This window comes from Pantoea jilinensis, assembly GCF_019104105.1.
Taxonomy (GTDB): domain Bacteria; phylum Pseudomonadota; class Gammaproteobacteria; order Enterobacterales; family Enterobacteriaceae; genus Pantoea; species Pantoea eucalypti.
Genome location: NZ_CP077746.1, coordinates 1,227,109 through 1,245,418 on the forward strand (window position 1 = coordinate 1,227,109; position 18,310 = coordinate 1,245,418).

The 18,310-nt window shown below is 54.8% G+C and carries 20 protein-coding genes; 16 read left to right on the forward strand and 4 right to left on the reverse strand.

The features are described from left to right. The first annotated feature begins 16 nt into the window (after window positions 1-16). The 11 genes from KTJ90_RS05855 (at window position 17) to hisP (ending at window position 10,261) form a co-directional block, all read left to right on the forward strand. Window positions 17-679, forward strand: a complete 663-nt coding sequence (locus KTJ90_RS05855) for a DedA family protein (RefSeq protein WP_008926480.1) — start codon at window positions 17-19, stop codon at window positions 677-679. A 144-nt stretch (window positions 680-823) separates the two neighbouring features. After that, the gene (gene accD / locus KTJ90_RS05860) at window positions 824-1,738 is read left to right on the forward strand and encodes an acetyl-CoA carboxylase, carboxyltransferase subunit beta (protein WP_008926479.1); all 915 of its coding nucleotides are present in this window, start codon (window positions 824-826) and stop codon (window positions 1,736-1,738) included. Between the two features lie 94 nt (window positions 1,739-1,832). Continuing rightward, window positions 1,833-3,101, forward strand: coding sequence for a bifunctional folylpolyglutamate synthase/dihydrofolate synthase (gene folC / locus KTJ90_RS05865; RefSeq protein WP_499026017.1), 1,269 nt, complete (start codon window positions 1,833-1,835; stop codon window positions 3,099-3,101). Further along, entirely contained in the window at window positions 3,091-3,873 is a 783-nt protein-coding gene (dedD, locus tag KTJ90_RS05870) for a cell division protein DedD (RefSeq protein ID WP_283543963.1), read from the forward strand. Before folC ends, dedD begins: the two co-directional genes overlap by 11 nt. Before the next feature lie 263 nt (window positions 3,874-4,136). After that, on the forward strand, window positions 4,137-4,622 hold the full coding sequence (cvpA, locus tag KTJ90_RS05875) for a colicin V production protein (RefSeq protein WP_003854265.1): 486 nt from the start codon (window positions 4,137-4,139) through the stop codon (window positions 4,620-4,622). Window positions 4,623-4,659: 37 nt separating this feature from the next. Next, window positions 4,660-6,177, forward strand: a complete 1,518-nt coding sequence (purF, locus tag KTJ90_RS05880) for an amidophosphoribosyltransferase (RefSeq protein WP_499026018.1) — start codon at window positions 4,660-4,662, stop codon at window positions 6,175-6,177. A 112-nt stretch (window positions 6,178-6,289) separates the two neighbouring features. Continuing rightward, the gene (locus KTJ90_RS05885) at window positions 6,290-6,859 is read left to right on the forward strand and encodes a UbiX family flavin prenyltransferase (RefSeq protein ID WP_008926477.1); all 570 of its coding nucleotides are present in this window, start codon (window positions 6,290-6,292) and stop codon (window positions 6,857-6,859) included. 259 nt (window positions 6,860-7,118) lie between these two features. Continuing rightward, complete coding sequence (gene argT / locus KTJ90_RS05890; protein ID WP_003854262.1) at window positions 7,119-7,901, forward strand: lysine/arginine/ornithine ABC transporter substrate-binding protein ArgT; 783 nt, start codon at window positions 7,119-7,121, stop codon at window positions 7,899-7,901. A 179-nt stretch (window positions 7,902-8,080) separates the two neighbouring features. After that, a complete protein-coding gene (locus KTJ90_RS05895) occupies window positions 8,081-8,770 on the forward strand; it encodes a histidine ABC transporter permease HisQ (protein WP_003854260.1) in 690 nt (229 codons plus the stop codon). Next, on the forward strand, window positions 8,763-9,479 hold the full coding sequence (locus KTJ90_RS05900; RefSeq protein WP_003854259.1) for an ABC transporter permease: 717 nt from the start codon (window positions 8,763-8,765) through the stop codon (window positions 9,477-9,479). The genes KTJ90_RS05895 and KTJ90_RS05900 overlap by 8 nt, the downstream gene beginning before the upstream one ends. 8 nt (window positions 9,480-9,487) lie before the next feature. Next, window positions 9,488-10,261 carry a histidine ABC transporter ATP-binding protein HisP gene (gene hisP, locus KTJ90_RS05905; RefSeq protein ID WP_003854258.1) on the forward strand — a complete coding sequence of 258 codons (774 nt, stop codon included), beginning with the start codon at window positions 9,488-9,490 and terminating at the stop codon, window positions 10,259-10,261. A 36-nt stretch (window positions 10,262-10,297) separates the two neighbouring features. On the opposite strand, the gene KTJ90_RS05910 is transcribed toward hisP, so the two are convergent. Further along, window positions 10,298-11,197, reverse strand: a complete 900-nt coding sequence (locus KTJ90_RS05910; RefSeq protein ID WP_499026019.1) for an epimerase — start codon at window positions 11,195-11,197, stop codon at window positions 10,298-10,300. After that, complete coding sequence (locus tag KTJ90_RS05915; RefSeq protein WP_499026020.1) at window positions 11,164-11,346, reverse strand: hypothetical protein; 183 nt, start codon at window positions 11,344-11,346, stop codon at window positions 11,164-11,166. Before KTJ90_RS05915 ends, KTJ90_RS05910 begins: the two co-directional genes overlap by 34 nt. A gap of 32 nt (window positions 11,347-11,378) precedes the next feature. Between KTJ90_RS05915 and yfcF the strand changes: the two genes are divergently transcribed. Beyond that, the gene (yfcF, locus tag KTJ90_RS05920; RefSeq protein ID WP_003854256.1) at window positions 11,379-12,020 is read left to right on the forward strand and encodes a glutathione transferase; all 642 of its coding nucleotides are present in this window, start codon (window positions 11,379-11,381) and stop codon (window positions 12,018-12,020) included. 108 nt (window positions 12,021-12,128) lie between these two features. Beyond that, entirely contained in the window at window positions 12,129-12,653 is a 525-nt protein-coding gene (gene yfcD / locus KTJ90_RS05925; RefSeq protein ID WP_003854255.1) for an NUDIX hydrolase YfcD, read from the forward strand. 110 nt (window positions 12,654-12,763) lie between these two features. On the opposite strand, the gene pta is transcribed toward yfcD, so the two are convergent. Together pta and ackA are read right to left on the reverse strand one after the other, a co-directional pair. Then, window positions 12,764-14,893: a phosphate acetyltransferase gene (pta, locus tag KTJ90_RS05930; RefSeq protein ID WP_033743374.1), complete on the reverse strand. Its 2,130-nt coding sequence runs from the start codon at window positions 14,891-14,893 to the stop codon at window positions 12,764-12,766. Between the two features lie 86 nt (window positions 14,894-14,979). Further along, on the reverse strand, window positions 14,980-16,182 hold the full coding sequence (gene ackA, locus KTJ90_RS05935; RefSeq protein WP_039659730.1) for an acetate kinase: 1,203 nt from the start codon (window positions 16,180-16,182) through the stop codon (window positions 14,980-14,982). Window positions 16,183-16,519: 337 nt separating this feature from the next. Here ackA and yfbV point away from each other — a divergent pair, with 337 nt between their 5' ends. The 3 genes from yfbV to KTJ90_RS05950 all read left to right on the forward strand — a co-directional run bounded on the left by yfbV (window position 16,520) and on the right by KTJ90_RS05950 (window position 18,285). Further along, window positions 16,520-16,972, forward strand: a complete 453-nt coding sequence (gene yfbV, locus KTJ90_RS05940; RefSeq protein WP_008926473.1) for a terminus macrodomain insulation protein YfbV — start codon at window positions 16,520-16,522, stop codon at window positions 16,970-16,972. A 145-nt stretch (window positions 16,973-17,117) separates the two neighbouring features. Then, window positions 17,118-17,612 (forward strand): YfbU family protein, encoded by a 495-nt coding sequence (locus tag KTJ90_RS05945; protein WP_003854251.1) that lies wholly within the window; start codon window positions 17,118-17,120, stop codon window positions 17,610-17,612. A 13-nt stretch (window positions 17,613-17,625) separates the two neighbouring features. Continuing rightward, window positions 17,626-18,285 carry a sugar phosphatase gene (locus tag KTJ90_RS05950; RefSeq protein WP_003854250.1) on the forward strand — a complete coding sequence of 220 codons (660 nt, stop codon included), beginning with the start codon at window positions 17,626-17,628 and terminating at the stop codon, window positions 18,283-18,285. Window positions 18,286-18,310 lie beyond the last annotated feature (25 nt).

Below are 18,310 nucleotides of genomic sequence, written 5' to 3' on the forward strand. Positions count from 1 at the left end.
ACTTAAAGGGCGCGCTATGGAGTTTATCCATTTTCTGGTCGATTTTATTCTGCACATCGATGTGCATCTTGCTGAACTGGTTGCACAGTACGGTATCTGGATTTACGCTATTTTGTTCCTGATTTTGTTCTGCGAAACCGGACTGGTGGTCACGCCATTCCTGCCGGGTGATTCGCTGCTGTTTGTGGCTGGCGCACTGGCCGCGCTGCCAGGTAACGATCTCAATGTGCACATTATGGTGGCATTGTTAGTGGTAGCGGCGGTTCTGGGCGATGCGGTGAACTACACCATTGGCCGCCTGTTTGGCGAACGGTTGTTCAGTAACCCGAACTCGAAGATTTTCCGTCGCAGCCATCTGGATAAAACCCATGCGTTTTATGCCCGTCATGGCGGAAAAACCATTATCCTTGCGCGCTTTGTGCCCATCGTCCGGACATTCGCGCCGTTTGTTGCGGGTATGGGCCATATGTCCTATCGCCACTTCGCACTGTTCAACGTGACGGGTGCGCTGCTATGGGTGCTGCTGTTCTCCTACGCCGGCTACCTGTTTGGCGATCTGCCGGTGGTGCAGGAAAACCTGAAGCTGCTGATTGTCGGCATTATCCTGGTGTCGATTCTGCCGGGTGTGATTGAAGTCTGGCGTCATCGCCGTCAGGCTAAGCAGCAGAAGCTGCCATAAGGCTTCGCTCAGGGGTAAGACCAGATTTTTATCCACAGTCTGAACAGGTTGTGGTTTAATGAGCGACATTTACCGTCTGCTGAAGCGGTTTTCAGCAGTATCAAGACGACTGGACCAGGTCAGTTTTAAACAGAAAGGTCATCAATGAGCTGGATTGAACGCATTCTTAATAAAAGCACCGGAACGCCTGTGCGCAAAGCCAGTATCCCGGAAGGGGTCTGGACCAAGTGTGACAGCTGTGGTCAGGTTCTCTACCGCGCCGAGCTGGAGCGTAATCTTGAGGTCTGCCCGAAGTGTGACCATCACATGCGTATGCATGCCCGTGAGCGCCTCGGCAGTGTCCTCGATCAGGGCACTATGGTTGAGCTGGGCAGTGAACTTGAACCTAAAGATCTGCTCAAGTTCCGTGACTCCAAAAAGTATAAAGACCGTCTGGTAGCGGCCCAGAAAGACACCGGCGAGAAAGATGCGCTGGTTGTCATGAAAGGTCAGCTGCACAGCATGCCGGTTGTTGCGGCAGCCTTTGAATTTGCCTTTATGGGCGGTTCAATGGGTTCTGTGGTTGGTGCGCGCTTTGTGCGTGCGGTTGAGCAGGCGTTAGAAGATAACTGTCCGCTGATCTGCTTCTCCGCCAGTGGTGGTGCCCGTATGCAGGAAGCGCTGCAGTCGCTGATGCAGATGGCGAAAACCAGTGCGGCACTGGCCAAAATGCGCGAGCGCGGTCTGCCATATATTTCTGTGCTGACTGACCCGACGATGGGTGGCGTTTCGGCCAGTTTTGCGATGCTGGGTGACCTCAATATCGCGGAACCTAAAGCGCTGATCGGCTTTGCCGGTCCACGCGTGATCGAACAGACCGTGCGCGAAAAACTGCCGCCAGGCTTCCAGCGCAGTGAGTTCCTGATTGAGAAGGGCGCGATCGATATGATCATTCGTCGTCCGGAAATGCGTTACAAACTGGCAAGCCTGCTGGCAAAAATGATGAACCTGCCGGCACCGCTGCATGACGGTGAACAGTCCGCTCCTGCGACGACTGAATCGGAAAGCAACGAGGCCTGACAGGAGATAGAGAGGTGCGTCCAAAGCACCTCTTACCAATGCACCGTATACCGCAGCACCAGTCTGCCAGGTATAAATAAGCAAAACGGGACATATGGACAATCTTCACCTTCCTCAAGCCACGTCGCCTTTGGCCACGTGGCTTTATTATCTTGAGCACCTGCATACTCAGGCCATCGAACTGGGTCTGGACCGTATTCGTCAGGTAGCACTTCGTCTCGACCTGCTGAAACCCGCTCCCTTTGTCTTTACCGTAGCCGGCACTAATGGCAAAGGCACGACCTGTCGGACCCTGGAAACGCTGCTGATTGCCGCGGGCTACCGCGTTGGCGTCTACAGCTCGCCACATCTGGTGCGCTACACCGAGCGTGTTCGGGTCCAGGGAAAGGAGCTGAGTGAAGCGCAGCACTGCGCCAGCTTTGCGGAGATTGAAGCCGGACGTGCGGATATCTCCCTGACCTATTTCGAATTTGGCACGCTCTCTGCGCTCAATCTGTTCCGCCAGGCGCAGCTGGATGTGGTGATTCTCGAAGTCGGCCTCGGCGGACGGCTGGATGCCACCAACATCGTGGATGCCGATGTCGCCGTAGTCACCAGCATTGCACTGGATCATACTGACTGGCTTGGGCCGGATCGCGAAAGCATCGGGCGTGAGAAAGCGGGTGTGTTCCGGGCGGGGAAACCGGCAGTCGTCGGTGAACCCGATATGCCACACAGCATCGCGGTGGTCGCGCAGGAAAAAGGCGCTGAGCTGTTACAGCGCAACCGTGACTGGTCATGGCATGCACAGGCCGAAAGCTGGTCGCTGCATGATGCGCTGGGGGAGCTGAACGATCTGCCACTGCCCCAGGTGCCGTTACCTAACGCGGCGACCGCGCTGGTGGCGCTGCGTGTATCTGGACTTCAGGTCAGTGAGGCGCAAATTCGCGCCAGCCTGCCGCTGGCGATGCTGCCAGGGCGTTTTCAGACGATTAGTGAATCACCGCGCGTGATTCTGGATGTCGCCCATAATCCGCATGCAGCGTCGTATCTGGCGTCACAGCTGGCGACGCTGCCGAAACGCGGCAAAGTGCATGCCGTCGTGGGCATGCTGCATGATAAAGATATTGCCGGTACGCTGACGGCGCTGGCACCCATGGTCGATGCCTGGTACTGCGCACCGCTTGACGGTCCGCGCGGCGCCAGTGCTGAGCAACTGCTGGATTGCCTCTCGCAGGGCGAAGCCTTTAGCTCGGTTGAGCTCGCCTGGCAGCAGGCACGCCAGCGGGCAGCGCCGCAGGACACTGTGCTGGTCTGTGGTTCATTCCACACCGTTGCGCAGGTCATGGAATCGATTGAAACGGAGAAAGGACGTGGCAAGTAAGTTTCAAAACCGTTTAGTCGGCACCGTTATTCTGGTCGCCGTTGGCGTGATTGTGCTGCCAGGGCTGCTGGATGGTCAGAAAAAGCATTACAAAGAGGAGTTTGCCGCCATTCCGCTGGTGCCGAAACCTGACGATCAGCAGGACAGTGAAATGGTGCCACCGGTTACCCAGTCGCTGCCATCCCAGCCACCTGAAGGCGCGGGCAATGCGGTCAACAGCAGTAATGGTAATAGCAAAAGCAGCGTCACGGCAGAGCAGGGGCGTGCCGAGCCGGATGATGATACCGAACCGACTGTGGTTTCGCCGCCGCCGGTTCATCAGTCTGTGCCTGCACAGACGGTGACCAAACCGAAAGTGGCAGAGCAGCAGAAAACTAAAGTCACTGAGCAGCCTAAGCAGAAACCGGTCGAACAGCAGAAGCCTAAAGCGGTGGAGCAGACGAAGCCGAAGCCGGAAGAACCGCCTAAAGTGGTCGAACAGCCGAAGCAGGAAGCGGCGCCAAAAGCAGCAGAGACGACCGCACCGGCAGGGCAGGCTTATGTGGTGCAGTTAGGTGCGCTGAAAAACGCCAGCAAAGTGAATGAGATTGTCGCGCAGTTGCGGCTGTCGGGCTATCGCGCCTTTACTGTGCCTTCAACGCCCGTTCAGGGTCAGATTACCCGCATTTACGTCGGGCCGGATGCCTCGAAAGCCAAAATGCAGAGTGCCGTTGGCGAGCTGAAAAGCATCTCAGGGTTGGGCGGTGTTGTGAAACCGTACAGCGCCCGCTAAACCGGCGATTGGCGCTGCCGATAGCAGTAACAGGCAGCGTCTTTTTCCCGGCGTACAGCGTGCTCAGGTCGCGGTACGCCTGAAATAGTGAATATTTTCAACGGCCTTTCCGGCTGAGAATCACCCAGGCGATTGCGTTTTTTTTCATCGCCTTTTTTATGGATGCAGAAAAAGAAAACCGCTACGCAAACGTTTTCTTTTTCTGTTAGAATGCGCCCCGAACTGGATGCAGGGGTGCAATTGCACTGGCGCTGGAAGAGTTCATGATCTGGATTGATTACGTCATTATTGCGGTAGTTGGTTTTTCGGCTCTGGTCAGCCTCGTCCGTGGGTTTGTCCGGGAAGCCTTATCTCTTGTTACCTGGGGATGCGCGTTTTTTGTCGCCAGTCATTACTACGCCTACCTTGCAGTCTGGTTTACAGGTTTTGACGACGAACTGGTTCGTAACGGTATCGCCATCGGTGTGCTGTTTGTGGCTACCCTGATTGTAGGGGCCATTGTGAACTACGTTATCGGCACGCTGGTGGAGAAAACCGGCCTGTCGGGAACCGACCGGGTGTTGGGCGTCTGTTTCGGGGCGTTGCGTGGTGTGCTGATCGTAGCCGCTTTGCTGTTCTTCCTTGATACATTCACTGGCTTTTCTAAAAGTCCAGACTGGCAACAGTCTCAACTCATTCCCGAGTTCAGTTATATCATCAGGTGGTTTTTTGATTACCTGAAAAGCACGTCGAGTTTTTTACCCCGGTGATGTGACCGGGAGTGCGGCTAAATGAGGAAATGACAACATGTGCGGTATTGTCGGTATCACCGGTTTCATGCCGGTCAACCAGTCGATCTATGACGCGTTAACGGTGCTCCAGCACCGCGGGCAGGATGCCGCAGGCATTTGTACGATTGATGCGCTGAAATGTTTTCGCCTGCGAAAGGCAAATGGCCTGGTCAGCGACGTTTTCGAAGCACGCCACATGCAGCGTCTGCAGGGCAATATGGGGATTGGCCACGCGCGTTATCCCACTGCGGGAAGCTCCAGTGCCTCTGAAGCGCAGCCATTCTATGTAAACTCCCCATACGGCATCACCCTGGCGCATAACGGTAACCTGACCAACGCCCATGTGCTGCGCAAGCACCTGTTTGAAAAGGGCCGCCGTCACGTTAATACCACCTCAGATTCTGAAATCCTGCTGAATATCTTTGCGCAGGAGTTAGATCGTTTTCAAAATGATCCGCTGGAAGCCGACAACATTTTTGCCGCGGTGGCTGCCGTACATCAGCAGGTGCGTGGCGCCTACGCGGTTGTCTCGATGATTATCGGCCACGGCATGGTTGCTTTCCGTGACCCTAATGGCATCCGTCCGCTGGTGCTGGGCAAGCGCGTTATCGCTGATGGTCGCACCGAATATATGGTCGCCTCCGAGAGCGTCGCGCTGGATACGCTGGGCTTTGAGTTCATCCGTGACGTCGCACCGGGTGAAGCCGTCTATGTCACTGAAGCGGGCCAGCTCTCTACCCGCCAGTGTGCTGAAAACCCGAAAAGCAATCCGTGCCTGTTCGAATATGTCTATTTTGCCCGTCCGGACTCTTTCCTGGATAAAATCTCCGTCTACAGCGCCCGTGTCCGCATGGGCACCAAGCTGGGCGAGAAAATTGCCCGCGAGTGGGAAGATCTGGATATCGACGTGGTGATTCCTATTCCGGAAACCTCTACCGATATCGCGCTGGAAATTGCCCGTATTCTCGACAAGCCTTATCGTCAGGGCTTCGTGAAAAACCGTTACGTTGGCCGTACTTTTATCATGCCAGGCCAGCAGTTACGTCGCAGCGCGGTTCGCCGCAAGCTCAACGCTAACCGTGCCGAATTCCATGATAAAAATGTCCTGCTGGTGGATGACTCTATCGTGCGCGGCACCACCTCAGAGCAGATCATTGAGATGGCGCGTGAAGCCGGCGCCAGACGCGTTTATCTGGCGTCTGCTGCACCGGAAATTCGTTTCCCGAACGTCTACGGCATTGATATGCCGAGCGCCACGGAACTGATTGCGCATGGCCGCGAAGTGGAAGAGATTCGCCAGCTGATTAAAGCCGATGCGCTGATTTTCCAGGACCTGGACGATTTGATTGAAGCGGTGCGTGAAGAGAACCCGGACATCGCCCAGTTTGAATGCTCGGTGTTCAACGGTATCTACGTGACGAAAGATGTCGATCAGCAGTATCTGGAGTATCTGGAATCGCTGCGCAACGATGACGCCAAAGCGCTTCAACGCCAGAACGAAGTCGAAAACCTCGAGCTGCACAACGAGGGCTGATATGCTCAGCGGGTGGTCAACATAAAGCAGGGCGGGAGCAATCCCGCCCTGTTTGTTTTCAGAAACCTGCTGGCCGCGTATGATGGTGCATTGGCTGACATAAGGTTGGAATATGAAACGACTCATCATTGGCATCTCCGGCGCAAGCGGGGTGATCTATGGCGTGCGCATGCTGCAGGTGTTGCAGCAGGTGGAAGAAGTAGAAACGCATCTGGTCATGAGCCAGGCGGCGCGTCAGACGCTGGGGCTGGAGAGCGACTATTCGCTGCGTGACGTGCAGGCGCTGGCCGATGTGGTGCATGACGTGCGCGATATTGCAGCAAATATCTCGTCGGGGTCGTTTAAAACCCTGGGCATGGCGATTTTACCCTGCTCAATGAAAACGCTTTCAGGCATCGTCCACAGTTACACTGACTCCCTGCTGACCCGTGCGGCTGACGTCATATTAAAAGAGCAGCGTAAGCTGGTATTGTGCGTACGTGAAACGCCATTGCACGTTGGACACCTGCGCATGATGACCACCGCCGCCGAGCTGGGCGCCATAATAATGCCACCAGTGCCGGCTTTTTATCATCGGCCTGAAACCATCGATCAGCTGATTGACCAGACCGTCAACCGGGTTATTGATCAATTCGATATCGAATTACCTGAAGATCTTTTCGCGCGCTGGCAGGGTGCATAAAGTTCCGCTGGCGCACTTATTTAGTGCATAAGCGCGCCTCGGATCACTCTTCGTGCATTTGATGCACCAAAAGTTAACAACGTCGCTTTTTCTCTTTTACTTCACTGCTATATTCCCCCTACAAACACAGCGTTTTCGCCTGTCTGACATCACGCTAACTGCGTGGAAAACTTGCAGAACTGGCATGAAACATGCAAATTAATTTGCGCAAACACATCACAAACCACATAACAAAAAGCACTTCACTTGAGGGTAATCTATGAAAAAGCGTGTTCTGGCTCTTTCCCTGATGCTGGGCTTATCCAGTGCTGCCAGCGTATTCGCGGCAGTGCCGGGTTCAATCCGTATCGGCACAGATCCAACTTACCCACCGTTTGAGTCGAAAGACGCGCAAGGCAAGTTAGTGGGCTTCGATATCGACCTCGCTAACGAAATCTGTAAACGTATTCATACCCAATGCACCTACGTTGAAAGCGACTTCGATGCGCTGATCCCGTCGCTGAAAGCGAAAAAAATTGATGCCATCATCTCCTCACTTTCCATCACAGCAAAACGTCAGGAAGAGATCGCCTTCTCGGATAAGCTTTACGCTGCTAATGCGCGTTTAGTCGCACCGAAAGGATCGAAAATTCAACCGACCATTGAGTCGCTGAAAGGCAAAAATATCGGTCTGCTGCAGGGCACAACCCAGGAAACCTATGCCAATCAGAACTGGCGGCCTAAAGGGGTTAACGTCACCCCTTATGCTAATCAGGATCTGGTTTATCAGGATCTGAATGCTGGTCGTATTGATGCGGCCTTCCAGGATGAAGTGCAGGCCAGCGAAGGTTTTCTGAAGCAGCCAGTCGGTAAAAACTACGCGTTTGCCGGTCCGGCCGTCAAAGATGACAAGATCTTTGGCGTCGGCACCGGTATGGGACTGCGTAAAGATGACAGCGAACTGAAAGCCGCCATCGACAAAGCCTTTGCTGACATGCGTAAAGATGGCACCTACGACAAGATTGCGAAGAAATACTTCGATTTCAATGTGTACGGCGACTAACCATCCTGTCGCTTTACCTTCTGTTTCCGTTCTGCCGGGACTGAGCCGGTTTTGCCCGATGCACAAATCGACTCAGACCCGCAGATAACGGAAAGCGTCTTCAACGGAGAGGTAAAGCTAAACTGCCCGTCTCGCTTGCGGGCAGCGTTTCGTTTACACCCCACGACAGGACCCTTTCGATGCTGTATGGCTATTCTGATGTAATTCTTCGGGGCACGCTGGTGACGCTGGAGCTGGCACTCACCTCTGTCGTACTGGCCGTGCTGCTGGGCCTGATTGGCGCAGGCGCGAAACTGTCGCGCAGCCGGCCGCTGGCGATGATTTTTGAAGGGTACACCACGCTGATTCGTGGCGTGCCTGACCTCGTACTGATGCTGCTGATCTTCTACGGTCTGCAGATTGTCCTCAACCAGGTAACCGATGCGCTGGGCATGGCGCAGTTTGATATCGACCCGATGGTGGCCGGTATCATCACGCTCGGCTTTATCTATGGTGCTTACTTCACCGAAACCTTCCGGGGTGCTTTTATGGCTGTGCCTCAGGGACAGATAGAGGCGGCTACTGCATTTGGTTTTACCAGCGCGCAGGTGTTCCGCCGCATTCTGTTTCCGGCCATGATGCGCTATGCGTTGCCGGGTATCGGCAACAACTGGCAGGTGATTCTGAAAGCCACCGCGCTGGTCTCGCTGCTGGGGCTGGAAGATGTCGTGAAGGCAACGCAACTGGCGGGGAAAAGTACCTGGCAGCCGTTCTACTTCGCTATTGTAGCGGGTGTGATTTATCTGGTGTTCACCACGCTGTCGAATGGCGTGCTGTGGTGGCTGAACCGTCGCTATACGGTCGGTGTGAAGAGGGCGAGTTATGATTGAGATTATTCAGGAATACTGGAAATCGCTGCTCTGGACCGACGGTTATCGTTTTACCGGTGTGGCTATCACCCTTTGGCTGCTGATCCTTTCGGTGACCGTTGGTGGCTGTCTGGCCATACTGCTGGCGATCGCGCGGGTTTCGCCTAACCGGTTTATCAGTTTTCCGGTCTGGCTCTTTACCTACGTGTTTCGCGGCACGCCGCTCTATGTACAGCTGCTGGTGTTCTACTCCGGCATGTACACGCTGGAGATTGTGAAAGGCACTGAACTGCTGAACGCATTTTTCCGCAGTGGCCTGAACTGTACGTTACTCGCCTTCACCCTGAATACCTGTGCTTACACCACAGAGATCTTTGCCGGTGCCATTCGCTCGGTGCCCCACGGCGAGATTGAGGCGGCGCGGGCGTATGGCTTCTCCACCTTTAAACTCTATCGCTGCATTATCCTGCCCTCGGCGCTGCGGACGGCACTGCCGGCCTACAGTAACGAAGTGATTCTGATGCTGCACTCCACGGCGCTGGCTTTCACCGCCACGGTGCCGGATCTGCTGAAAATCGCGCGGGATATTAACTCGGCGACCTATCAGCCGTTTACCGCCTTTGGCATTGCGGCTGTGTTATACCTGATTATCTCTTACGTGTTGATCAGCCTGTTCCGCCTGGCGGAACGCCGCTGGCTGGCCCACGTGAAACCCTCTTCATCGCATTGAGTAGAACTATGGCTGACAATAAATTAAGCGTCACCGAATTGCATAAGCGTTACGGTGAACATGAAGTGCTGAAAGGGGTCTCGTTAACTGCTAAAGCGGGCGATGTGATCAGTATCATTGGATCGTCCGGTTCAGGGAAAAGTACCTTTTTACGCTGCATCAACTTCCTCGAAAAACCGAGTGAAGGCAGCATCATGGTGAACAACCAGCAGATCACCTTAGTCCGGGATAAAGATGGTCAGCTTAAAGTGGCTGACAAAGAGCAACTGCGCGCGTTGCGCACCAGCCTCACCATGGTGTTCCAGCACTTTAATCTCTGGAGTCACATGACAGTGCTGGAAAACGTGATGGAAGCGCCGATTCAGGTGCTGGGGCTGAGTAAAGCGGAAGCGCGTGAGCGCGCCATCCGCTATCTCGATAAAGTCGGCATTGATGCGCGGGCGCAGGCGAAGTATCCGGTGCATCTCTCGGGTGGTCAGCAGCAGCGTGTGTCGATTGCGCGCGCGCTGGCGATGGAGCCGGAAGTGTTGCTGTTTGATGAGCCGACGTCGGCGCTGGATCCTGAACTGGTGGGCGAAGTGCTGCGCATTATGCAGAAGCTGGCGGAGGAGGGTAAAACCATGGTGGTCGTCACGCATGAGATGGAATTTGCCCGTCACGTCTCCAGCCATGTGATTTTCCTGCACCAGGGCAAAATTGAAGAGCAGGGGCCGCCTGCTGAGGTGTTTGGCAACCCGAAAAGTCCACGTTTACAGCAATTCCTCAAGGGATCGCTGAAGTAAGCCTGAGCCCGCGCCTGGCCGGGCGCGGGCTTCTGGTTAATGCTTCACCACATCCTGCAACGCCTCCTGCAGATCGTACCAGCGGAAGCCAAAACCTGATGCCTCCAGCCGCTTTGGCAGCACATGTTGTCCTCCCAGCACCAGAACCGACGATTCGCCCATCATCAGCTTAATGGCGCTGGCAGGCGTACGCATAAAGGCCGGACGATGCATAACCCGACCCAGCGTGGCGGCAAACTGCTCATTACGCACCGCATAAGGTGCGACCATGTTGAACGGCCCTCGCAGATCATCATGGTCCAGCAGCCAGATAATGGCGTTGAGCATGTCATCAATATGGATCCACGGCATGTACTGTTTACCACTGCCGATTGGCCCGCCGATGCCGAGCTTAAACGGCAACTTCATTTTGCTGAGTGCGCCGCCCTCGGGCGCCAGTACCACGCCAGTTCGCAGCAGACAAACGCGGGTGCGTTCGCTTTCCGCCGTGAGCGCCAGCTGCTCCCAGCGGGCGCAGAGCTGATGCGTGAACTCATCCTGCCCCTGATCCTCTTCGGTCAGCACCAGATCGCTGGTATTGCCATAAAAGCCGGTTGCCGAACCTGAGATCAATACGGCGGGTGGCGTAGTGCTGGCGTTGATCAGTGAGGCGATCTGCTCGGTTATCTGCCAGCGACTTTCACAGAGCTGCTGCTTGTGTGGCTCCGTCCAGCGTTTGTCAGCGATCGGTTCGCCCGCCAGGTTAATCACCGCATCGATGTCATCCAGTGTCGACTGTTGCGCCAGTCCTGACCAGAGTGCGACGTTCTCGCCCAGTTTTTCACGCGCGCTGACCACGTCGCGCGTTACCACGCTGATCTGATGGCCCAACTGCTGCAGACGTGGAATCAGGTGACGGCCAATCAGTCCCGTGCCACCGGTAATAAGAATGTGCATGTTGCGGCTCCCTTGATGTTTTTGTTATTTGCACCTTTCAGCATAGAAGAGTGGAGCCACTCTATAGTGAGTCGCGTCGCGGTTTCTTCTTCTGAAGGAAGAGATCGGATCAGCTCAGCGTTGCCTTCGCAAAAAAAATCGGTAAACATGATGCAATCCTGACAGCCAATTGAGGTAACCGATGAATTATCCGCCCATCATCCTGTGGTCAGATTCATCATTTTTTAGTCCTTACGCCATGTCGGCCTACGTTGCCCTTAACGAAAAAGGGATTCCGTTCCACCTGAAACGCGTCGATTTGTCGCAGAATCAGCAATACGCAGCGGCATACCGTGAGTTGTCGCTGACCTGCCGGGTTCCGACCCTGCAGATTGATGACTTTCTGTTAAGCGAATCCTCGGCGATAACCGAATATCTTGAAGAGCGTTTTCCGGCACCCGAGTTTGAACGTCTCTATCCTCGCGACCGCGAAAAGCGCGCTCGCGCGCGAGAGATTCAGGCCTGGCTGCGCAGTGACTTCCTGTGGATTCGTCAGGAGCGTCCGACAGAGGTGCTGTTTGCCGGTGAACGCTTTGCGCCGCTGACCGCGTCAGCGCAGCAGGCGGTGGATAAACTCGTTACGGCTGTCGAACGTCTGCTGCCAGACGGACAGCAGAACCTGTTTGGCGAGTGGTCAATTGCAGATACCGATCTGGCGGTGATGCTTAACCGGCTGGTACTGCATGGCGATCCTCTGCCTGCACGCTTACAGCAATATGCTGAGTTTCAGTGGCAACGCGCCTCGGTACAGCTGTGGTTAGCAGAAAGTGGTAAAAATCGGTAACAGCCGGGGCTTGCTCATGCTGGCGTAAGTGATTACCTTACGCCACATAAAAATAACGACGTGGCAAACTGCGTACGCAACTGTACGCCAAACAGGAAAGGGTTACGGATGGTGGATCAAACTGCGGGTGACGGCATTGAGTGGGTCGATATCGTAAACGAAGAGAATGAAGTCGTTGCTCAGGCGACACGCGCGCAGATGCGTGCTCAGTGCCTGCGTCACCGCGCCACCTATATCGTGGTTCATGACGGTATGGGTAAGATTCTGGTACAGCGTCGCACCGAGATAAAAGATTTTATGCCGGGCAAACTGGACGCAACCGCGGGCGGCGTGGTGCAGAGCGGTGAAGATATGCTGGAATCTGCGCGACGTGAAGCGGAAGAGGAGTTAGGGATTGCCGCCGTGCCGTTTGCTGAGCATGGCAAATTCTACTTCGAAGATCAGCATTGCCGTGTCTGGGGCGGTCTGTTCAGTTGTGTGTCACATGGCCCTTTCGCCATGCAGGAATCGGAAGTCGATGAGATTATCTGGATGACGCCCGATGAGATCACCGCACGCTGTGATGAATTTACCGACGATTCGCTGAAAGCGCTCTCTCTGTGGATGAGCCGCAACGGTGATAACCGGGCCTGAAAACGGGCGCATTCATACCAGTGACCGACGCGCATTAACGTGGACTGCCCGGTTACCGGCGAAAAAAAAGGCATGCCTCGTGGCATGCCTTTTTCGTTGTTACCAGACGCTTAACCTTCAGCCTGCTGTGACTGAATAGCCGTCAGGGCGATGGTATAGACGATGTCGTCAACCAGCGCACCGCGCGACAGATCGTTGACCGGCTTACGCATACCCTGCAGCATCGGTCCGATTGAGATCAGATCGGCTGAACGCTGTACCGCTTTGTAGGTGGTGTTACCGGTGTTGAGATCCGGGAAGATAAACACGGTAGCGCGACCTGCAACCTGTGAATTTGGCGCTTTCGATTTCGCCACATCTTCCATGATCGCGGCGTCATACTGCAGCGGACCATCGATGACCAGATCAGGACGTTTCTCCTGCGCAATGCGCGTTGCTTCACGCACTTTCTCAACATCGCTACCTGCACCTGACGTGCCGGTAGAGTAGGAGATCATCGCCACACGCGGATCGATACCAAAGGCGCTGGCAGAATCCGCTGACTGGATAGCAATCTCAGCCAGCTGCTCAGCGGTGGGATCCGGGTTAATGGCGCAGTCACCGTAGACCAGCACCTGCTCCGGCAGCAGCATAAAGAACACGGATGAAACCAGCGAGCTGTTCGGCGCGGTTTTGATCAACTGCAGTGGCGGACGAATGGTGTTGGCGGTGGTGTGAACCGCGCCTGAAACCAGACCATCCACTTCACCGCTCTCCAGCATCATGGTGCCGAGAACCACGTTATCTTCCAGCTGCTCCTGAGCGACCACTTCGGTCATGCCTTTGCTCTTACGCAGCTCAACCAGACGTGGCACGTAGTTTTCACGTACCTGCTCCGGGTCAACAATTTCGACACCTTTGCCCAGTACGACACCCTGAGCCGCAGCGACACGCTGAATCTCATCCGGATTGCCTAACAGGACGCAGGTGGCGATACCGCGCTCAGCACAGATAGAGGCCGCTTTAACCGTACGCGGCTCATCACCCTCTGGCAGCACGACACGTTTACCCGCTTTACGCGCGAGCTCAGTCAGCTGGTAGCGGAAGGCTGGAGGTGACAGGCGACGGCTGCGCTCAGAGGTGGCGGTCAGTGACTCAATCCACTCGGCATTAATGTAGCTGGCCACATATTCCTGCACTTTCTCAATGCGCTGGGTATCGTCAGCAGGCACTTCAAGATTAAAGCTCTGCAGGCTCAGGGAGGTCTGCCAGGTGTTGGTTTTCACCATAAACACCGGCAGGCCGGTCTGGAAAGCCCGGTCGCAGAGACGGGCGATGCGATCGTCAATCTCATAGTTACCGGTCAGCAGAATTGCACCAATCTCAATGCCGTTCATCGCGGCCAGACAGGCGGCGACCAGCACATCAGGGCGGTCTGCGGAAGTCACCAGCAGTGAGCCAGGACGGAAATGCTCCAGCATGTGCGGGATACTGCGCGCACAGAAGGTGACGGATTTGACCCGGCGGGTCTGAATTTCACCTTCATTGATGATACGCGCATCCAGGTGGCGGCACATATCGATCGCGCGGGTAGCAATCAGATCAAAGCTCCACGGCACGCAGCCCAGCACCGGCAGCGGGCTGTCTGAGAACAGCTGCTTTGGATCGATGTTGGCGATGCTCGCTTTTGAGGAGTCATCAAAGATCTCTGACAGGTCAGGACGGGTACGCCCCTGATCATCCACCGGCGCGTTGAGTTTGTTGATAATTACGCCCGTGATATTTTTGTTCTTCTGACCGCCGAAGCTGCTTTGAGTCAGTTCAATGCGCTCTTTCAACTGTGCCGGCGAGTCATTGCCCAGCGCCATCACGAAGACGATTTCTGCGTTCAGGGTTTTGGCGATTTCGTAGTTCAGTGCGTTGGCAAACTGATGCTTACGGGTCGGCACAAGCCCTTCAACCAGAACCACTTCCGCATCCTGCGTGTTGGCATGGTAACGGGAGATGATCTCTTCCATCAGCACATCCTGCTGGTTCGATCCCAGCAGAGATTCCACACGTGACATCTGCAGCGGTTCAGCGGCAGGAATCGAGGAGTTCTTACGGATAATCGTGGTGGTTTGATCCGGCGTATCGCCGCCGCTACGCGGCTGAGCAATTGGCTTGAAGACGCTGAGACGGACGCCTTTGCGCTCCATGGCGCGAATAACGCCGAGGCTGACGCTGGTCAGGCCGACGCTGGTGCCGGTCGGAATGAGCATAATTGTACGTGACACGTTTGAACCTCTCAGTAATGGCAGGGTGTCAAAAACAACTCCGTCAGCCTGAGCTGACGGAGAGAAGTGTTTTACGCAGTCAGCCGCGCGGCGTCCTGGGCGATGACCAGTTCTTCGTTGGTCGGAATCACCAGCGCCGGGCGAGTGCCTTCTTTATTGATGTAACCAGATTTGCCGAAACGGGCGGCCAGGTTGCGATCGTGGTCAACTTCAAAGCCCAGCAGCGCCAGTTTTTTCAGTGAGAGTTCACGCACCATCGCGGCGTTTTCGCCGATCCCGCCGGTAAACACGACGGCGTCAAGACGGCCATCCATCAGCGCGGTGTAACTGCCGATATATTTCGCCAGACGATGACAGAAGACATCCATTGCACGCTTCGCATCTTCTTTGGTGCTGTAGTTATCTTCAACGTAGCGGCAGTCGCTGGTGACTTCGGTCAGACCTAACAGGCCAGACTCTTTAGTCAGCAGTTTATTGATGGCATCAACGCTCATACCCAGCGTATCGTGGAGGAAGAAGACTATCGCCGGGTCGATGTCGCCACTGCGCGTACCCATCACCAGGCCTTCCAGCGGGGTCAGACCCATTGAGGTGTCCACGCACTCGCCGTTGCGAATCGCAGAGACCGAACCGCCGTTGCCGAGGTGACAGGTGATGATGTTCAGTGACGCCAGTGGCTTGTTAAGCATTTTGGCCGCTTCGTGAGTCACGTAAAAGTGGCTGGTACCATGTGCGCCATAGCGACGAACGCCATGCTCTTTGTACAATTTGTACGGCAGCGCATAGAGATAGGACTCTTCCGGCATTGTCTGATGGAAAGCGGTGTCAAATACCGCGACATTCTTGTCTGACAGGTGAGGGAAATTTTTCATCGCTTCATCAATACCGATCAGATGAGCCGGATTGTGCAGCGGTGCGAAAGAGGAGGCGTCTTTGATGCCCTGGACGACTTCTTCAGTAATGATGACTGACTGCGTCAGTTTTTCGCCGCCATGAACGATACGATGGCCGATTGCAGCAATTTGTGCCGAAAGCTCAGGTTTTTGTGCCAGAATGGATTTAACGATAAAGTTCAGCGCTTCGCTGTGCGCTGCGCCAGCACCCAGAGGCGCTTCCTGTTTTTCGCCTTCCAGCTTCCATTTGATACGGGCTTCAGGAAGATGGAAACATTCCGCCAGGCCTGACAGGAACTCTTCACCGCTGGCAGGGTTAAGAATGGCAAACTTAAGGGAAGAGCTGCCACAGTTCAGAACCAGAACTAACTTACTCGACATGGAAGTACCTATTTTTTGAGAGTGGCTAAATTAAACGCAATCAGACTATCAGCGTAGCCCATGAAAGCTGGTAGATTAATGACAAACATCATGCGGTAGACAGAAATCTGCGATTCCGCAAAAAATTTCGGTAATCTTACGCGAAAATTTTAAGATTGCCTTGTCGAAACTTGGCTCAGGCCTCTTCCCAAAGGCGCATTCCGCTTCCGGAGAGGTGTTAAAACGGCGTCAGAATAGCTGGAGTCATCTTTAAAGACAAAAATAATTGAAGGTTGTTACGTAAAGTTGTGTCTTTATAACTATTTTTTAATCTTTGCAGTATTAGTTGAGGTGAGCCATGGCGAATGAATCTGGCAGTACCAATTGGTTTCGGATGTTTCAGCGCGGCCAACACTATATGAAGACCTGGCCTGCTGATAAGCGCCTGGCCCCCGTGTTCCCGGAAAACCGGGTTTCATCGGCAACGCGTTTTGCCATTCGTTTTATGCCACCTCTGGCGATTTTTACGCTGACCTGGCAGATTGCGATGGGCGGTCAGTTAGGCCCGGCCGTGGCGACTGCGCTGTTTGCCTGCAGCCTGCCGATGCAGGGACTGTGGTGGCTGGGCAAGCGTTCAGTGACGCCACTGCCGCCAACGCTGCTTAACTGGTTTCATGAGGTGCGTACCCGACTGGAAGAAGCCGGGCAGGCGATAGCACCGGTTGAAGGCAAGCCGACTTATCAGGCACTGGCCGATCTGCTTAAGCGGGCGTTTAAACAGCTCGACCGCACCTTCCTCGACGATCTCTAGGCAAACCCAGGCTGGCGGTAAAATAATTACCGCTAACCTGCGGCCAAATCAAAGAAAGGCGAGACGGCGGTTTCCGTGTCGTTAACGCTGTGCAATCATTTCTCCATTGTCGATTAACTGAGCGGTCTCAGACCGGGAGTCAATGATGGAAATGACCCATGCACAGCGTTTGATTCTCACTAACCAGTATAAAATCATGGCGATGCTTGAGCCTGAAAATGCTGAACGCTTCCGCCGTTACCAGACCATCATCGAACGCGGCTATGCGCTGCAGATGCGTGAGCTGGACAAAGAGTTTGGCGAACTCAGCGAAGCGATCTGCCGGACGGTGATCGATATTATGGAGATGCATCATGCCCTCCATGTTTCCTGGTCGAACCTCAAAGATAAAGGTCAGCTTGAAGCGCGCCGTCTCGCCTTTTTGGGCTTTGATGCGGCAACTGAAGCGCGGCTGCTGGGCTACGTCCGTTTTATGGTGAATACAGAAGGGCGGTATACCCACTTCGATTCCGGTACTCACGGTTTCAATGCCCAGACCCCAATGTGGGAAAAGTATCAACGCATGTTAGCTTTGTGGCAGACTTGTCCGCGCCAGTACCATCTAAGTGCAAATGAAATTGCACAAGTGATCAATGCCTGAAGAGGAGGAGCGCGTGACCTACAGAGGTTTTCTATTTGATTTAGACGGCACGCTGGTGGATTCGCTGCCAGCGGTTGAACGAGCCTGGAGCCAGTGGGGTGCCCGTCATGGTATCGCCGCTGATGAGATCCTGGATTTTATCCATGGCAAACAGGCGATCACCTCTTTGCGTCATTTTATGGCAGGTCAGTCGGAAGAGGCTATACAGGCGGAGTTTACCGCGCTGGAGCAGGCTGAAGCGGCGGACACCGACGGTGTGCAGGCGCTGCCCGGTGCCGTCGCGTTGCTGAACCGGCTGAACGAACTGAATATTCCCTGGGCAATTGTCACCTCAGGCTCGGTGCCGGTCGCTCATGCCCGTCACAAAGCCGCGGGGTTACCAAAGCCTGCTGTGTTCATTACGGCTGAGCAGGTGGCGAAAGGTAAACCTGAACCCGATCCTTACCTGCTGGGTGCGGAGAAACTGGGGTTAGCGGCGACAGCGTGCGTAGTGGCAGAAGATGCTCCCGCCGGAATTTTATCCGGCCTGAATGCGGGCTGCACGGTGATTGCTATTAATCCTGCGGCGGAGACACCCCGGCTGGATGACGTGGCGCTTAAGCTCGAATCGCTGGCATCGCTGGTAGTTTCCCGCGAGTCTGATGGCAGTTTTACCTTTAGTCAGCAGGCTTAAGGGTTCGCCCGGCGGCCAGTTCGCC

What these genes read in the sequence shown, in the direction of transcription:
- KTJ90_RS05855 (WP_008926480.1), top strand. Translation starts at nt 17, where the DNA reads ATGGAGTTTATCCATTTTCTGGTCGATTTTATTCTGCACATCGATGTG.
- accD (WP_008926479.1), top strand. Translation starts at nt 824, where the DNA reads ATGAGCTGGATTGAACGCATTCTTAATAAAAGCACCGGAACGCCTGTG.
- folC (WP_499026017.1), top strand. Translation starts at nt 1,833, where the DNA reads ATGGACAATCTTCACCTTCCTCAAGCCACGTCGCCTTTGGCCACGTGG.
- cvpA (WP_003854265.1), top strand. Translation starts at nt 4,137, where the DNA reads ATGATCTGGATTGATTACGTCATTATTGCGGTAGTTGGTTTTTCGGCT.
- purF (WP_499026018.1), top strand. Translation starts at nt 4,660, where the DNA reads ATGTGCGGTATTGTCGGTATCACCGGTTTCATGCCGGTCAACCAGTCG.
- KTJ90_RS05885 (WP_008926477.1), top strand. Translation starts at nt 6,290, where the DNA reads ATGAAACGACTCATCATTGGCATCTCCGGCGCAAGCGGGGTGATCTAT.
- argT (WP_003854262.1), top strand. Translation starts at nt 7,119, where the DNA reads ATGAAAAAGCGTGTTCTGGCTCTTTCCCTGATGCTGGGCTTATCCAGT.
- KTJ90_RS05895 (WP_003854260.1), top strand. Translation starts at nt 8,081, where the DNA reads ATGCTGTATGGCTATTCTGATGTAATTCTTCGGGGCACGCTGGTGACG.
- KTJ90_RS05900 (WP_003854259.1), top strand. Translation starts at nt 8,763, where the DNA reads ATGATTGAGATTATTCAGGAATACTGGAAATCGCTGCTCTGGACCGAC.
- hisP (WP_003854258.1), top strand. Translation starts at nt 9,488, where the DNA reads ATGGCTGACAATAAATTAAGCGTCACCGAATTGCATAAGCGTTACGGT.
- KTJ90_RS05910 (WP_499026019.1), bottom strand. Translation starts at nt 11,197, where the DNA reads ATGCACATTCTTATTACCGGTGGCACGGGACTGATTGGCCGTCACCTG.
- KTJ90_RS05915 (WP_499026020.1), bottom strand. Translation starts at nt 11,346, where the DNA reads ATGTTTACCGATTTTTTTTGCGAAGGCAACGCTGAGCTGATCCGATCT.
- yfcF (WP_003854256.1), top strand. Translation starts at nt 11,379, where the DNA reads ATGAATTATCCGCCCATCATCCTGTGGTCAGATTCATCATTTTTTAGT.
- yfcD (WP_003854255.1), top strand. Translation starts at nt 12,129, where the DNA reads ATGGTGGATCAAACTGCGGGTGACGGCATTGAGTGGGTCGATATCGTA.
- pta (WP_033743374.1), bottom strand. Translation starts at nt 14,893, where the DNA reads ATGCTCATTCCGACCGGCACCAGCGTCGGCCTGACCAGCGTCAGCCTC.
- ackA (WP_039659730.1), bottom strand. Translation starts at nt 16,182, where the DNA reads ATGTCGAGTAAGTTAGTTCTGGTTCTGAACTGTGGCAGCTCTTCCCTT.
- yfbV (WP_008926473.1), top strand. Translation starts at nt 16,520, where the DNA reads ATGGCGAATGAATCTGGCAGTACCAATTGGTTTCGGATGTTTCAGCGC.
- KTJ90_RS05945 (WP_003854251.1), top strand. Translation starts at nt 17,118, where the DNA reads ATGGAAATGACCCATGCACAGCGTTTGATTCTCACTAACCAGTATAAA.